The organism is Flavobacterium denitrificans DSM 15936 (assembly GCF_000425445.1).
Taxonomy (GTDB): Bacteria; Bacteroidota; Bacteroidia; order Flavobacteriales; family Flavobacteriaceae; genus Flavobacterium; species Flavobacterium denitrificans.
Genome location: NZ_AUDL01000016.1, coordinates 82,521 through 98,919, shown reverse-complemented (window position 1 = coordinate 98,919; position 16,399 = coordinate 82,521). Strand labels below are relative to the sequence as shown.

General features: G+C 32.3%; 15 protein-coding genes. 13 read left to right on the top strand and 2 right to left on the bottom strand.

Features of this window, described 5'->3' with window-relative positions; translation table 11 throughout:
• Nucleotides 1-342: 342 nt before the first annotated feature.
• The 9 genes from H600_RS0111110 to uvrB all read left to right on the top strand — a co-directional run bounded on the left by H600_RS0111110 (nt 343) and on the right by uvrB (nt 10,893).
• On the top strand, nt 343-678 hold the full coding sequence (locus tag H600_RS0111110; protein ID WP_245176553.1) for a helix-turn-helix transcriptional regulator: 336 nt from the start codon (nt 343-345) through the stop codon (nt 676-678).
• Complete coding sequence (locus H600_RS23110) at nt 675-3,791, top strand: N-6 DNA methylase (protein WP_209320123.1); 3,117 nt, start codon at nt 675-677, stop codon at nt 3,789-3,791. Before H600_RS0111110 ends, H600_RS23110 begins: the two co-directional genes overlap by 4 nt.
• Nucleotides 3,792-4,084: 293 nt before the next feature.
• A complete protein-coding gene (locus tag H600_RS0111100) occupies nt 4,085-4,720 on the top strand; it encodes a hypothetical protein (protein WP_026728851.1) in 636 nt (211 codons plus the stop codon).
• A gap of 201 nt (nt 4,721-4,921) precedes the next feature.
• Nucleotides 4,922-5,503: a hypothetical protein gene (locus H600_RS0111095; protein ID WP_026728850.1), complete on the top strand. Its 582-nt coding sequence runs from the start codon at nt 4,922-4,924 to the stop codon at nt 5,501-5,503.
• A 169-nt stretch (nt 5,504-5,672) separates the two neighbouring features.
• The gene (locus H600_RS0111085) at nt 5,673-6,467 is read left to right on the top strand and encodes a hypothetical protein (protein ID WP_026728849.1); all 795 of its coding nucleotides are present in this window, start codon (nt 5,673-5,675) and stop codon (nt 6,465-6,467) included.
• Nucleotides 6,468-6,563: 96 nt separating this feature from the next.
• Nucleotides 6,564-7,514: a 23S rRNA (adenine(1618)-N(6))-methyltransferase RlmF gene (gene rlmF / locus H600_RS0111075; protein WP_026728848.1), complete on the top strand. Its 951-nt coding sequence runs from the start codon at nt 6,564-6,566 to the stop codon at nt 7,512-7,514.
• An 80-nt stretch (nt 7,515-7,594) separates the two neighbouring features.
• Nucleotides 7,595-7,831: a hypothetical protein gene (locus H600_RS0111070; protein ID WP_026728847.1), complete on the top strand. Its 237-nt coding sequence runs from the start codon at nt 7,595-7,597 to the stop codon at nt 7,829-7,831.
• Between the two features lie 78 nt (nt 7,832-7,909).
• Nucleotides 7,910-8,884, top strand: coding sequence for an alpha/beta fold hydrolase (locus H600_RS0111065; protein WP_026728846.1), 975 nt, complete (start codon nt 7,910-7,912; stop codon nt 8,882-8,884).
• 17 nt (nt 8,885-8,901) lie between these two features.
• Nucleotides 8,902-10,893 carry an excinuclease ABC subunit UvrB gene (gene uvrB / locus H600_RS0111060; RefSeq protein WP_026728845.1) on the top strand — a complete coding sequence of 664 codons (1,992 nt, stop codon included), beginning with the start codon at nt 8,902-8,904 and terminating at the stop codon, nt 10,891-10,893.
• Here the strand turns inward: uvrB and H600_RS0111055 are convergent.
• Nucleotides 10,890-11,291, bottom strand: coding sequence for a TerB family tellurite resistance protein (locus tag H600_RS0111055; RefSeq protein WP_026728844.1), 402 nt, complete (start codon nt 11,289-11,291; stop codon nt 10,890-10,892). The two genes, uvrB and H600_RS0111055, sit on opposite strands and share 4 nt — an antisense overlap.
• A gap of 53 nt (nt 11,292-11,344) precedes the next feature.
• On the opposite strand from H600_RS0111055, the gene H600_RS0111050 reads away from it, so the two are divergent.
• The 4 genes from H600_RS0111050 to H600_RS0111035 all read left to right on the top strand — a co-directional run bounded on the left by H600_RS0111050 (nt 11,345) and on the right by H600_RS0111035 (nt 14,800).
• Nucleotides 11,345-12,148: an alpha/beta hydrolase gene (locus tag H600_RS0111050; RefSeq protein ID WP_026728843.1), complete on the top strand. Its 804-nt coding sequence runs from the start codon at nt 11,345-11,347 to the stop codon at nt 12,146-12,148.
• 30 nt (nt 12,149-12,178) lie between these two features.
• Nucleotides 12,179-13,189: a dipeptide epimerase gene (locus H600_RS0111045; protein ID WP_026728842.1), complete on the top strand. Its 1,011-nt coding sequence runs from the start codon at nt 12,179-12,181 to the stop codon at nt 13,187-13,189.
• A 1-nt stretch (nt 13,190) separates the two neighbouring features.
• A complete protein-coding gene (locus H600_RS0111040; protein WP_026728841.1) occupies nt 13,191-14,225 on the top strand; it encodes an aminotransferase class I/II-fold pyridoxal phosphate-dependent enzyme in 1,035 nt (344 codons plus the stop codon).
• A gap of 110 nt (nt 14,226-14,335) precedes the next feature.
• Nucleotides 14,336-14,800 (top strand): DUF1456 family protein, encoded by a 465-nt coding sequence (locus H600_RS0111035; RefSeq protein WP_026728840.1) that lies wholly within the window; start codon nt 14,336-14,338, stop codon nt 14,798-14,800.
• Between the two features lie 365 nt (nt 14,801-15,165).
• Here H600_RS0111035 and sucC read toward each other — a convergent pair whose 3' ends face one another.
• Nucleotides 15,166-16,359 (bottom strand): ADP-forming succinate--CoA ligase subunit beta, encoded by a 1,194-nt coding sequence (sucC, locus tag H600_RS0111025; protein WP_012024229.1) that lies wholly within the window; start codon nt 16,357-16,359, stop codon nt 15,166-15,168.
• Between the last annotated feature and the right edge of the window lie 40 nt (nt 16,360-16,399).

Genomic DNA, 16,399 nt, shown 5'->3' with positions numbered 1-16,399 from the left:
TTTTAGTGGAATTATCGTTTTAATTTGTATTTTCGTTTAGCCGAAAATACTCTCTTTCATAAGTTGCAAACTGCTTGTGGCGCGAGAACGTTATGCCTCATTGTAAAACCCAGACGGACAATGACAAAATTTCGACAGAAAATAAAAAATAATTGTCAACGCCCATAAAATTAAAAGGGGTTCAAGCCAACATCAAAAAATAGCGCTTTTGCACACATTTAATTTTATCCAAATGCACCAAATCCCACCCACCACCCTGACACTTTTTAAACAAATCATAGTGGATTATTTAAAAACTTTGTTAAATTTGCGAATTATGGGTCAAGCTAAAAAAATGCAGATATGAAAATGGCAAGTTTTGGACATTTTATAAAAGAAGAAAGAGATAAACACGGTTGGACACAAACCGAATTTGGTGCTAAAATTGGCATCAACGCTTTTGCTATTAGTAAAATTGAAAATGGGGCTCAAAAATTCAGTAAAACTAAACTGAAAGAACTTGCAGAACTTTTTGAAATGGAATTTCAGAAAGTAAATGACCTATTTTATGCTGATAAATTTGCTGTTGAAGCATATAAAAACCATTGTTCTGAAAATGTATTTGTAGTTGCAGACGACAATGTCAAATACCTAAAAAACATAAATGCTAAACAAGCTAAAATAACTTTTGACCAATGAGCGAAGAATTATTACAAAGAGATTTAATCAAAAATTGCGAAAAGCTTGGTAAATGGGATTTCTATAATATCGGTGCAACCTCTGTAAAGGCGTTAAAAGAACACGGTATTATTCGTAATGTAAATTACGGAGCTGAAGAAAGAAAAAAAGTTGATGGCTTAATAGTTCAAAAGAAAAATGTAATTGCAGTAATTGAATATAAAAAGCCTTCTGAATTTAAAACAGCCGTACAGAAAAATAAGGCAATAAAACAAGAATTAGAAGTTGCTAAAAAACTTGATGCACACATAATTATTGCAACTGATACGAAAGAAACAATTTGGGTAAATGTTTTAACAGGTAATAAAATTAAAGACGAAAGTGGAAAAGAAATAAAAACCAACTTTGACCCAAAAGACGAAAAACTCCCTGAATTTATTGAAAAAATTATATTTTCAATAAACGAACTAAATGACCAAATTAAACCAAAGCAATTAGTAAATCCAACTGACTTGGCGAAACAGATTTGGCAAGACATTTGGTCGGTAAGTGGTGCAACACCTGAAAACTGTCTTTATACATTTGTTGAACTTTTCATTTTTAAATATCTAAGCGATTTAGGCGTGTTGCAAGGAATGTTTAATTTCAATACGCTTTACGCAAGTTTTAGCGGAAATACAGAGGATGAAGTTTTAGAAACTTATGCAAGTGTTGTTCGTCCTAAAATTAAAACGCTGTTTCCTGAAAATCCAGCCGACAAAACAACCATCATCAACGGAACTATTTTTGTAAGTAAAGACCAAAAAGCAGTAAAAGGATATAGCACAGTTTTTAAAAAGGTATTAACCAAGTTTAAGGACTACGGAAAACTTGAGCATATCGATTACGATTTTAAAAGCCAACTTTTTGAAAGTTTCTTAAAGGAAAGTATTAGCAAAAAAAATTGGGGACAATTCTTTACACCTTTAAAAGTAGTTAGAGCCGTTGTTGAAATGGCAAAAGACGACATAAAAGTAGGTGCGAAAATTTGTGACCCAGCTTGTGGCGTTGGGAAATTCTTATTAGAACCTGTAATTACTAAACTTGACCAATTCTACGAAATTAAGAAAGGAAAATTAATTCCAAAAATTACCATTCACGGTTACGACAAAGGTTTTGACAAAGACGAACAAAAAACAATCATATTGGCTAAAGCCAATATGTTAATTTATTTTTCTGATATTATCAAAGAAAACCCAGGAATTACAACCGAATTTGCTCAACTTTTCAATGATAGTTTTCTACTTAAAACAAATTCTATTTTAGGAACTCTTTCTGAACCAGTTGAAAACGAGTATGACCTTATCGTAACAAATCCGCCTTATGTAACAAGTGGAAGCAGTAATTTAAAAGAAGAAATAAAAAAAGACGGAACTCTTGTAAACTATTACAAAATCAATGCTATCGGTGTTGAGGGTTTGTTTATGGAGTGGATTATTCGGGCTTTAAAACCAAACGGAAAAGCATTTGTTGTTGTGCCTGATGGAATTTTTAATCGTCAAAACGATAAAAACTTAAGACAATTCATAATAGACGAATGTTATATTGATGGTATTGTTTCATTACCATTAAACACTTTTTTTACAACAAATAAAAAAACTTATATTCTTTGCTTAACTAAAAAAGCCAACAAAAAAGAAGTTCAAACAGACCCAGTTTTCACCTATTTGGTAAGTGAAATGGGAGAAAGTAGAGATGTTTATAGATTTGATATTGACCAAGACGATTTAAGTGAAGCTGTTACTTTATATTCATTTTTCAAAGGTAATAAAGCAAGTTTTGCAAAAATCAATACCGATAAAAGATGTAAAATATTTCCATTTACAGATTTCACAAGTTCATTAGAAAATTCTTGGATAATAGATAAATGGTGGAGTGAAGATGAAAAAATTGAACTTGGTATTAGTGAAAAGAAAGATAAATTAGGATTGCTTGACTTTTCTTCTTTGGTTGAAGATATGTCAATTTCTTTAAAGACTTTTCAAGAAGGCATTAAAGAATTGTCTGAAAAAAAAAAGTCTGAACTAAATAAAAAAACTTATAAACTCAAAGAGCTTTTTGATATTGAAAAAGGGAAATCTCTTTATACCAAAAATTTCGGTAATCTAAATAAAGGAGATAATCCTGTTTATTCTGCATCTAACAATGCACCTTTAACCTACATCAATACTAATGATTATGATGGTCAATTTCTAACTTGGGCAACAAATGGTTTTGCAGGTTATATGATGTTAATTGATGGCAAATTTTCAATTAATGGAGATAGAGGATTGCTGAAACCTAAATTACCAAATATAAATTTACTTTATGTAAAGAACATCGTTGAACCTAAACTAAGAGAATTAGCAAAAGGAAGAAAAGGCGAAAACGGCTCTGATGAATTTACAAAAGTTTATCCAAAAATGGTTGAAGAGGTTGAAATTGTTATGCCTATTGACGAAAAGGGAATTTTCGATATAGAAGCTCAAAAGGACGTTGTTGACAAAATATTATATATAGAAGATATTAAAAAATCTATCGACGAATATAAATCACAGATTGAAAATCTAATTATTGAAATAAAGGATAATTCCACTCTGAAAATCTTTAGTGTGGACAACCTTTTTGAAATATTAGGAGAAGATAACCTTACCAAAAAATTCATAGATAAAAATAAAGGCGAATACCCAGTCTACTCAGGTCAAATTGAAAACGGAGGTGTTTTTGGTTATATAAAATCATTTAAATATGATGAGATTTTACTTACTTGGGTAACTTATGGTAATTCTGGACACATTAAACTTAGAAGCGGAAAATTTAATATTGGTAGAAATAATTGCGGGTTAAGACCATTAACAAAAGATATTGATTTAGAATATGTAAAATATATAGCTGAACCGATTTTCATTGAAAATGTCAAAGGCGAAAAACAAAAAAGTCTACCTCAGAGCATTGTAAAAAAGTTACAAATTCCATTTCCAGTAAAACCAAATGGGACAATTGATTTAGTTGCTCAAAAAGAATTATCCAATAAACACAAAAAAATAGAACTTATTAAAAAAAGTATTTTAGACGAGCTAGACAGAATTTCAAAAACGGAAATAGACTTTGAATAGCCACTCTTTCAGTAGCACATTTACATTTTTAGCCAACATAAAATACCAAAAAAAAATGCAAAGGAGTTACCAATCCAACGCATCAAAGCAGAAGTTTTAACGGATAAACAGCAACCGAAAAAAACAACGAGGCATAACACACGCTACAACGGATTTAGGCAATTGGCTTAATGGGAAGTTGGTTTTGTATTTGGGAAGATTTGGCAAATTCGAAAAATGGTCTTAATTTAACCCTAAATCCGATGTAGTGCCAGAACATTAGCAGTGATTTTTGAGAAAACTTAATTGTACAAATGGAAAATAATATTGGAAGTTATTATATTGAAAGAACTTTGAATGGCGATTTAAGAATTGACTATAAAAGAAGCCAAAAAGATATCTTTTATATTTTAGTTTACTTTTTAATATCATTGCCAATTTTATTTTTTGATTTCAAGTTAGCTTGCTATTTATTAAATAGAAAAACTGACTTAAATGTAATAATTGGATATTTTTTTTCAACTGGATTATTACTAGCTGGATTATATTTTCTAATTGTTTCGATTGAAACTTTTATCAAGCCAACAAAAAGTGTATTTTTTATAAGCGAATCCAAAAAACAGTTAGTCATAAAGTTAAACTTATTCAGAAAGCTTCAATTTAATTTTATCGAAATCAAACAATTTCACTTAAGAGCCAACGATATCACATTTATTAACTATCATAGGGGAAAAACATATAAGAGACAGCTGTTCTTAATTCATATGAATATTGAATTACTGAATAGCAAAACTATAAAAATACATCAATTTGAAGGTTCACAGTTATTAATTTCGTTCTTTAAAAGTAAAAAAAATAAATCTTTAAAAGACATCAGTAAAAAAATAACCGCAGTTATTTCAAAAGAATGTGGCAAAGAATTTTATTGGAAAACAACTCAGAAAGAATAAAAAACCACTGCTAACGGCCACTACAACGGATTAGGAAAATTGGCTTAATGGAAAATTGGTTTTGTATTTGGGATGATTTGCTTCGCTTGTTCGCTATCACTCGGGTGGCAAATCCGAAGAATGGGTTTAATTTAATACCAAACCCGCTGTAGTAACAGAACGTTTGTGGTACCCCTCGCAACTAAACACTAAAAGATAATAATGACCAAAAGACAAGCAATCAAATATTCATTCCTTAACTCACTACTAATTATAATTGGTACTTTCATTGTTTATAAAGTTTGGTGGACACACGATGGTGCAAAATACTTAGGTCTTATTGGTTATTTCATTGTTGGTTTTGGCTCAATTCTTTTAAGTATTTCATTAACACGAATTATTGTTTCAACCAAAACAGACTTTGATTTCACAACGCTTTCTAACCCAAAAAAATATCAAATTCTAAAAGAAACAATTGGTTTCTCTAAGGTGAAAATTATAAATACAATTTACTGTTCTTTGTCATTAATAATATTTGGAAGTACTGCGTATGGTTTGTTTACTTTTCTAAATAAATATGAAAAAGAACAATTAAAAAACTTTGGGCGTTTACAAAAAGTGAGGATTTATGACATTCATTACAAAGGAAAAGGAGCTAAATTCGCATTTTTTGAATTTTACTTGAATGGTAAAAAATACACTAACGATTTAGATCCTAAAAATTACAAAGTTGGTGACAGTGCGACAATTATATTTTCAACTCATAATACTGATATTGTAAAATGGGCTGATGATGTTGAATGAATTAGAACCTAAAGAGCCAGCAACCAACAGCCACAACAACAATTGGCAAAATTTAATGATGGATTTGTATTTAAAAAATAGGTTTGTAACCAAAAGTTTTGGCTTTCTTTATACCAGCCTGCGTGTAGCGCCGGGACGTTAACTTTTATTTTACCACAAAACAATAAAAATGAATCAATTAAAAATATTTGACCAAACATTTACCGATAAAAAGAATTTTGTTTTTTTAATTCTATTTGAATTATTAATCAATCCTGAATTTGAAGAAATGATGCCTATTGAATATAATAAATTATTATCTGAATTTAATCAAAACATTAAGTATAACAGTTTTAGTAAATTAGATTTGAACATTGTTTTGAATCACGAAAATAAAGCTTCTTTCATAAAAATTTTTGAATCAATTAATTCTAATAGATTTAAGTTAACATCAAGCGACCTTAACCAAGTAATAAAATCAAAATTATTTTTAAATCAAGATTATAGAAGATTGGGGTCAATAATATATAAAGAACTTGATAATAAAATTTACGTCACAGATCTTTTTAATACAATTTTGAATGGTTTAAAATTCGAAACTTTTTATGAATTAAGTATCGTTGATGCAAACGAATTGTTAGACGAATGGGTTTCAATTAGAGAATCAGGACAATTAAGAATAAATTACAATATGACAGATTGGACTCCAATTGGGTCGAAAATAGAACTAAAAATAGAGAAGTTCAATGTTGATTTTTATAAATTTATTTGTTTAGCAACAGTCAGAAATTATAATTCGGAGGAAAGTTTTTTAATAAATGTATACGAAACAAATGTTCAGATAAAAGATGGATTTTTTTATCATTTTCATTTTCAAACAAATGCTTTTTTATATAAAAAACCAATTTACGAATTTGAAAATGATACATTTAAAACTATAATTGCTGATTATGAATTTGTATTCAAAAGAAAAAACAAAAACTAACAGCACTACAACGGATTTAGGCAATTGGCTTAATAGAAAGTTTTACAAAATATTTTCTAAAAAAGGAATGACTATCTTTGCTTGAAATCTATGAAAATGAAAGCAAACGACAATTCTCAAAAAGAAAATTTACACCCAAGAAATCTGCATCGTTCACGATATGACTTCGAACTTCTTATTTCAAATTGTCCCGAATTAAACGCTTTTGTTTCCATAAATAAATACGGAATCGAAACCATTGAATTCAGCAATCCGCTTGCTGTTAAAGCTTTAAACAAAGCTTTACTACAAACCTATTACGATATTCAAAATTGGGATATCCCTAAAAATTACCTATGCCCGCCAATTCCTGGACGCGCCGATTACATTCATTATATCGCCGATTTATTAGCCGAAACCAATAACGGAATTATTCCGAAAGGAAATTCAGTTTTAGGTTTAGATATCGGAACGGGTGCAAATTTGATCTATCCGATATTAGGAAATGCTGTTTATAACTGGAGTTTTGTTGGAACAGACATCGACAAAAAAGCAATTGAAAACTGCAGTAAAATAATAGAAAACAATCCAAAATTAAACGATTCTATAAGCTTACAGCAACAAACCGAATCTCGATTTATTTTCAAAAATATTATTATTCCCGAAGATAAATTCACTTTCACCATGTGTAATCCGCCATTTCATGCATCGGCACAAGAAGCAAACAAAAGCGCTTCAAGAAAAGTTTCTAATCTAAATCCAAAAGAAAAAAGAAGTACAAATCCTGTTTTAAACTTTGGTGGTCAAAATGCCGAATTATGGTGCAACGGTGGCGAAATTGCATTTATCACTCAAATGATTTACGAAAGCGCAAAATATGCTTCGCAATGTTTATGGTTTACCACTTTGGTTTCTAAAAAAGAAAATCTTTCTTCGATTTATAAAATTCTGAAAAAAGCAAACGCCGTTTCGGTCAAAACAATTGATATGGCGCAAGGCCAAAAAAATAGCCGTATTGTTGCTTGGAGTTTCTTAAATGAAGCTGAACAGAAAGTGTGGAAACTTTAAAACACTGATTTTCAACATCAACTCTTGATAATATAATTTCATTTTACTACATTTAGTGTAAACAATTAAATATCAAGACTATGGCAGAATATATTGGTTACCTCGCATCTGTTTTTATTGTTGGAGGTTTTTTACTGAAAAACCTCAGAACAATTCGATTCATTAATATGTTTGGCTGTATCTGTTTTGTCATTTATGGTATTTTCTTAAATGACTATCGAGATTTTAATCAATGGCTTTGGCCCGTAATTATCCCGAATGCCATTTTAGCATTTGTACAGATTTATTATCTGACTTCCAAAAATGATAAATCTTAAAATTATGATAGTTTCAGATAAAATTCTGAAATAGCTTCGAAATTGGATTGTTGTACCTTTCAACGTAAATTTAATTTTATGAGTACTTCAAAAATATTCGTTCGGTTATTCTTTATTATTTTACTGACGGCCTGTGCCTCTTCGAAAAAAACTAAATTCGAAGATTATGTTTTTAAAACCGAAAGCGACAAACAAAATTATACCGCATCTTATAACAAAGCCTTAAAGCTTTGGGATGTTCCTTATACAGAAGAAAATGTAAAAACCAGTTTTGGAACAGCGCACGTTATTATCGCTGGTCCAAAAAACGGAAAAGATTTAGTCTTACTTCACGGCATGGACGCAAGTTCCACTATGTGGTATCCAAATATTAAAACATTGGCAAAAAATCACCGCATATACGCCATTGATTTTTTAATGGAACCAAACAAATCGACATTAACTGCTAAACCACTTTCAAAAGAAGAAATTGTCATTTGGTACAATGAAATATTCAATCATTATAAATTAAAGAAATTTGATATGATTGGCGCTTCACGCGGAGGCTGGATTGCTACCCTATTAGCTGTTCAAAAAAATAATTCTATTGATAAAATTGTTTTACTGAGTCCTGCGCAGACCTTTAAATTTATTGATAAACCAAGAAAAACATCATCAGCTTTGCTTTTAAAACTTTTTCCAAGCGAAAAGAAATTCAGCAAAACCTTAAAAACATTTTCTACTCATCCTGAAAAAATCAGCCCTGTTTATAACAGACAATTTTATTTGGCGAATAAATATGCAAAATCAAATTCCAGCATGCTCAAAATGACACCTTTTTCAGATGATGAATTAAAATCGATTCAGAATCCGGTTTTGGTTTTAATTGGCGATAAAGACGTTATAAATTCAGAAGAAAGTTTAGAACGCGCAAAAAAAAATCTGCCAAACGCCAAAACAATAATGATTAAAGATGCCGGACATTTTTTAAGCATCGATCAATCAAAATTTGTAAATGACGCTATGATTAATTTTCTCGAAAAGCCTTCAAACTTCGTATCTTTACAAAACTAATTTTTCATCAATAAAAAATGAATTTTCAAGTAGCTTCAGAATATAGTCCGAAAGGAGATCAGCCACAAGCCATACAAAAACTTGCACAAGGTGTTGAAGATGGCGAAAAATATCAAACTTTATTAGGAGTTACGGGATCCGGAAAAACCTTTACGGTTGCAAATGTTATTCAGGAAGTACAGCGACCAACATTGGTTTTGGCACACACCAAAACTTTGGCCGCGCAATTGTATTCAGAATTCAAGCAATTTTTCCCAAATAATGCGGTTGAATATTTCGTTTCTTATTACGACTATTATCAGCCTGAAGCTTTTATGCCTGTTACAGGCGTTTTTATTGAGAAAGATTTATCTATCAATGAAGAATTAGAAAAGATGCGTTTGAGCACGACTTCTTCCCTACTTTCTGGGCGTCGAGATGTTTTGGTTGTCGCTTCGGTTTCTTGTTTATATGGTATTGGAAATCCTGTGGAATTTCAGAAAAACGTAATAGAAATCACTAGAGATCAAGTTATTTCCAGAACCAAATTATTGCATAGTCTAGTTCAAAGTTTATACGCCAGAACGGAAGCCGATTTTAATCCGGGAACTTTCAGAATCAAAGGAGATACTGTTGAAGTATATCCAAGTTATGCTGATGATGCGTATCGAATTCACTTTTTTGGAGATGAAATTGAAGAAATAGAATCATTTGATGCTCAAACTTCCAAAGTAATTGAGAAATTCAAAAGATTGACGATTTATCCTGCCAATATGTTTGTGACTTCTCCAGAAGTTTTACAAGGCGCTATTTGGCAAATCCAGCAGGATTTAGTAAAACAAGTTGATTATTTTAAAGAGATAGGAAAACATCTGGAAGCAAAACGTCTTGAAGAAAGAACGAATTTCGATTTAGAAATGATTCGTGAATTAGGTTATTGCTCTGGAATTGAAAATTATTCTCGTTATCTTGACGGACGTGAAGCTGGAACGCGTCCTTTCTGTCTGTTAGATTATTTTCCAAGCGATTATTTAATGGTTGTTGACGAAAGTCACGTTACAGTTTCGCAGGTTCATGCCATGTATGGAGGCGACCGAAGCCGTAAAGAGAACTTGGTTGAATATGGTTTCCGTTTACCAGCTGCAATGGACAACCGACCTTTGAAATTTGAGGAATTCGAAGCTTTACAAAATCAGGTAATTTACGTTTCTGCAACTCCGGCCGATTACGAATTGCAAAAATCGGACGGAATTTATGTGGAACAAATTATTCGTCCGACTGGACTATTAGATCCAATAATTGAAGTTCGCCCAAGTTTGAATCAGATTGATGATTTGATTGAAGAAATTCAGGTGCGATGCGAATTGGACGAAAGAGTTTTAGTAACGACTTTAACCAAAAGAATGGCCGAAGAATTAGCCAAATATTTGACAAAAGTAAATATTCGTTGCCGCTATATCCATTCTGAAGTTGATACTTTAGAACGTATCGAAATCATGCAGGATTTGCGAAAAGGTATTTTTGATGTTTTGATTGGAGTAAACTTGCTTCGTGAAGGTTTGGATTTGCCTGAAGTTTCATTAGTAGCTATTCTTGACGCTGATAAAGAAGGTTTTTTAAGAAACCACAGATCTTTGACACAAACCATTGGTCGTGCAGCGAGAAATTTAAACGGAAAAGCTATTATGTATGCCGATAAAATTACGGCAAGTATGCAACGAACAATCGATGAAACTAATTATAGAAGAACCAAACAAATCAATTTCAACGTTGAAAATAATATTGTTCCTCAAGCCTTAAACAAGAAAATTGAAAGCGCATTTACTAAAAATCCTTTAGTTGAATACGAATTAGGGCACACATTGCCTGTCGCTGCCGAGCCAGAAACAGCATATATGTCAAAAACTGATTTGGAAAAATTGATTCGCGAAAAACGAAAATCAATGGAAAAAGCGGCTAAAGAATTAGATTTTATGCAAGCCGCTAAACTACGTGACGATATCAAAAAACTTCAGGAACAATTGCCTTAATTGTGCTGTTCCTGAAAAACTTTCAATAATTTATTTGGATCAATAATAGCATTTGGCGCCTTTTTCATCAATTCCAAAACACGTTTTACTGCACTTGGATTTAATCCCATTTCCAGTGCAATTTGATGAATTGCTGTAGCTTCTTTTTCGTGCAAAATTCCATCGCAATGCATTATCAAAGCCAGTCTGTAAAATTGTTGTATGCGTTGAAACTCCGATCTATTTATTTTGACCGTATGCTCTTGATGAAATAAATCTTTAAATTCTTCTTTGCTAATATTCAATTCCTCGGCAACAATCCAAAGAAAATCAACCTCGCGTTTGTGCAAATGTCCATCAATCGTAGCAAACGCAATCATTTCTAAAAGTAAACTTCTTTTTTCTTCTTCGGTGTTCATCAAATTATTATTTTTAGCTAAATTATTACATTAAATTTAAAACACAATAAGGAATGATTCGCGGATTTTTCTATTTTATATTTTTGCTGACGTTTACGGCTGGAAATGCTCAGGAAAGCACGGCTTCAAAAAACGTTTCTACTTTTACCATTGAAGCCCCTCAGCTTAAAACGACTAAAAAAATCTGGCTGTATTTGCCCGAAGGCTATTCAACTTCAACAAAAAAAAGATACAGCGTGATTTATATGCACGATGCACAAAATTTATTTGATGCCAAAACTTCCTTTGTCGGCGAATGGAATGTCGATGAAAAACTAGACAGCTTAAAAGCTCCTGTAATTGTTGTAGGAATTGAACACGGGAATGAAAAACGAATTAATGAACTTACGCCTTTCAAAAATGAAAAATACGGTGGCGGAGAAGCCGACAATTATGTTGATTTTATCGTAAACACTTTAAAACCATATATAGACAAAAACTACAGAACCAAAACAAAAGCCAAAAACACGACAATTATGGGAAGTTCACTTGGCGGATTGGTTTCATATTACGCAGCGGTAAAATATCCTCAGGTTTTTGGAAATGCTGGAGTCTTTTCACCTTCATTTTGGTTCTCAAATGAGATTTATACGTTTACCGAACAATCACCCAAAATTAAAACGAGATTTTACTTTTTATGTGGTGATAAAGAAAGTGATGAGATGGTAAAAGATCTGGAAAAAATGGAGCGTTTATTAGATAAAAACCGCTGTTATTGCCTTCACCTCAGCAAAACAAAAATTGTAAAAGGTGGAGAACACAATGAAAAATTGTGGCGCGACGGCTTTGTAAAAGCTGTTTTATGGCTTGGTTATTGAGATTAAAATAGAAAGAAAAATACACCTACAATGAAACTAATTCTAAGAGAATATAATCTAAAACTCAAACACACGTTCACTATTTCCAGAGAATCAATTGATTTTCAGCCTTCACTAATTGTGGAATTACAAAGCAATGGTTTTTCTGGTTTTGGCGAAGCGACTTCAAATCCTTATTACAAAACTACGGTTCCGATGATGATGGAAGATTTGGAGAAAATCAGAACTGTTATTGAAACTTCAGAAATTGAAACTCCTGATGTTTTTTGGGCAAAAATTCATCCGTATTTAAAAGATGACATGTTTGCATTGTGTGCCTTAGATTTAGCCTATAACGATTTGTATGCACGAATAAAAGGTAAAAAACTCTACGAATTGTGGAATTATACCACAGAAAAAAATCCGATGACAGATTATACAATCGGAATTGCTTCGATTGAAAAAATGGTTTCAAAAATGCAGGAACTTCCTTGGCCTATTTATAAAATCAAATTGGGAACAAAAGAAGATATTGCTATTGTAAAAGAACTTCGAAAACATACTAATGCCATTTTTAGAATTGATGCCAATTGCGGCTGGGGCGTTGAGGAAACGATCAATAATGCTGTAGAATTGAAAAAACTTGGTGTGGAATTTTTAGAACAGCCGATGAAAGCGGATAATTGGGAAGCACACAAAGAGGTTTTCAAACATTCTGTTTTACCAATTATTGCTGATGAAAGCTGTATTATAGAAGAAGACGTAGCGAAATGCTTCAATCATTTTCATGGCGTGAATGTGAAATTGGTAAAATGTGGCGGATTGACTCCAGGAAAACGCATGATTGAAGAAGCCAAAAAACTAGGTTTAAGGACAATGGTGGGTTGCATGACGGAATCTACCGTTGGAATTTCAGCAATTGCGCATTTGCTTCCTCAATTGGATTATGTTGACATGGATGGCGCACTGCTTTTGGCTGAAGATATCGCAACTGGTGTAACGATCAAAAACGGCATCGTAAATTATTCAAGTCTTAACGGAACCGGAGTTACATTGCTATAAAATGATAGTCGAAAAATTTCCAGACCGTATTATTGAAGTGGGCCAAAAACAATATTTATATTATGGCGGTACTGCTTATCTCGGACTTCCAACCAATGCAGCTTTTCAAGATTTGGTTATCCAGAATATTTTGAAATGGGGAACAACGTATGGAAGCTCTAGAACAGCAAATATTCAATTAGATGCTTATAGTGCTGGAGAAAACTTCATGGCTTCACATATTGGGTCAGAATCGACGGTTACGGTTTCTTCTGGAATGTTGGCTGGAAAATTGGTTATTGAAAAATTAAAAAAGCAAACCGATTGTTTTTATCATTTAAATGAAATTCATTCAGCAATTCAAACAAAAGAAAGCCTTTCTGTTTTTGTAAACGAAAAACTGAATAATCGTTTATTAGATTCAAAACCAGAAAAGATAACGATTTTGACTGATGGTATTCCTTCATTCCAAACAAAACCTATTGATTTATCTTTTATAAACGATATTTCAAATCATAAAGAAATTACGTTGGTTATTGACGAATCTCACTCTTTAGGAATTGTAAACAATAATGGTTCTGGAATTTATGCCACAGTTCAATTTCCAATTAAAAGAAAAATTCTTGTTTCGTCTCTCGGAAAAGCTTTCGGATTAACAGGCGGAGTAATTGCCTCTGATTCTGATTTCATTACAGAAATAAAAGAACTTGAAACTTTTACAAGTGCTGCCGGAATGAATCCTGCTTTTGTGCAGACACTTTCTGATGCTTCAGAGATTTATAAAATACAACATCAAAAACTGCTTGACAATTTAAATTATATTGATTCGATTCTAATTCAGAATGAGAATATTAAGTTTGACAAAAGTTATCCTCTAATTTATTTATTGTCAAAAGAATTAGTTGACGCATTAAAAAATGAAAATATAATTATTGCAAGCTTTAAATATACTAAAGAAGCCGAACCTCTGAACCGAATTGTAATTACAGCAAATCATCTCAAAGAAGATCTAGATAAATTAGTTGGTGTTTTAAATGAATTTAATTCTCAATTTTAATCAGTTTAAAAAACTACCTTTGCAAAATAAATGATGCGTTTTAGTTTCAAGCAAAGATTAGAAAAACTTGAAACCTGAAACTTAAAAAAGAAAAATAGGAAACAAATATTATGACAAATAACGATATACTTAAAAAACTTCGCGTGGCTTTGATGCTCCGTGACGACCAAATAGTTGAAATTCTAGAATTGGTTGATTTCAGAATTTCAAAATCTGAATTGGGTGCATTTTTTAGAGCTGAAGATCATCCCAACTATATGGAATGCGGCGATCAAATCTTACGTAATTTCTTAAATGGATTGGTTATTCATTTAAGAGGGACAAAAGAAAACCCTAAAAACCCAAATGACGTTTTAACAAAACATAGAGCTGAAATTCCTAAAAAAGAAACTTCTAAAGAAAGACCTGAATTCAAAGCGACTCCAAAAGACTCTGAAAAATACAGAGGTGATAAAAGTCCGTCAAAATCAGGTTCATCAACTGGAAAACCTAAGAAGAAATCATTCCCAAAAGGAAATGGAAAACCAGTTGTGGTAGAAAAAGTGGTTTTCAAAAACGGGAAAAATAAAAAATAATTTATTTAACCGCTAAGAACGCTAAGAATTACGTAAGGTTCGCAAAGATTTATTTATTAAAGCTTTGCGAACTTTGTGTTTTAAAAAGACCTGTAGCTCCTATTTTCAAATATAGCCCGTGGTTTCAACCACGGGGACACAATGCATATCGTGTAATTTGAATCTCCCGAGCGTCCCCGTGGTTGAAACCACGGGCTATGTCGAAATAAATTCCTTAAAAATTTTATTGATTTTGCTTTGCGAACTTTGCGTTTATATTGGCAATCCTTGGTAAAAAAAACTTTGCGTGCTTTGCGGTTAAATCACAAAAAAAAATCCACACCTTTCGGAGTGGATTTTCTATATAAATTGATTTCTTATTTTAATTAAGAAAGAGCAGCTTTAACTTGGTCAGCAGCTTCTTGGAATTGAACTGCAGATAAGATTGGCATACCAGAGTTGTCAATTAATTCTTTTGCAATTTCAGCATTTGTTCCTTGCAAACGAACGATAATTGGCACTTTAATAGCGTCTCCCATGTTTTTGTAAGCATCAACAACACCTTGAGCAACACGGTCACAACGAACGATACCTCCGAAGATGTTAATTAAGATAGCTTTTACGTTTGGATCTTTCAAGATAATTCTGAAAGCTGTTTCAACACGTTTTGCGTCAGCAGTTCCTCCTACGTCAAGGAAGTTAGCAGGCTCAAAACCAGCGTATTTAATTAAGTCCATAGTTGCCATTGCAAGACCAGCTCCGTTTACCATACATCCTACAGTACCGTCAAGGTCAACATAGTTTAGACCAACTTCTTTAGCTTCAACTTCGATTGGATTCTCCTCACGGATATCTCTCATTTCAGCATATTTAGGTTGTCTGTATAAAGCGTTGTCGTCGATGTTAACTTTAGCATCAACAGCTAAGATTTTGTTATCAGAAGTTTTAAGAACTGGGTTGATTTCAAACATAGAAGCATCAGAACCAATGTAAGCATTGTAAAGTGCATCGATGAATTTCACCATTTCTTTAAAAGCATTTCCAGAAAGACCTAAATTGAAAGCAATTCTTCTAGCTTGGAAACCTTGTAATCCAACAGTTGGATCAATTTCTTCAGTAAAGATTAAGTGTGGAGTGTGCTCAGCAACTTCTTCAATATCCATTCCACCTTCAGTAGAATACATGATCATGTTGCGTCCTGTACCTCTATTCAATAAAACAGAAACATAAAACTCAGAAGTTTCGCTTTCTCCAGGATAGTACACATCTTCAGCAACTAATACTTTGTTAACTTTTTTACCTTCAGGCGGTGTCTGAGGTGTGATCAATTGCATTCCGATGATTTGTTCTGCTAACTCTTCAACTTGCTGTAAGTTTTTTGCTAACTTAACTCCACCACCTTTTCCACGACCACCTGCGTGAATTTGTGCTTTTATTACGTGCCATCCTGTACCAGTTTCGGCAGTTAATTGTTTTGCAGCAGCTACAGCTTCAACCGCATTGTTAGCCACAATTCCGCGTTGCACGCGTACTCCGTAACTTGCTAAAATTTCTTTTCCTTGATATTCGTGTATGTTCATAATATAGAATTTGTCTGGTTCTGAATTTATTTCAGAATAA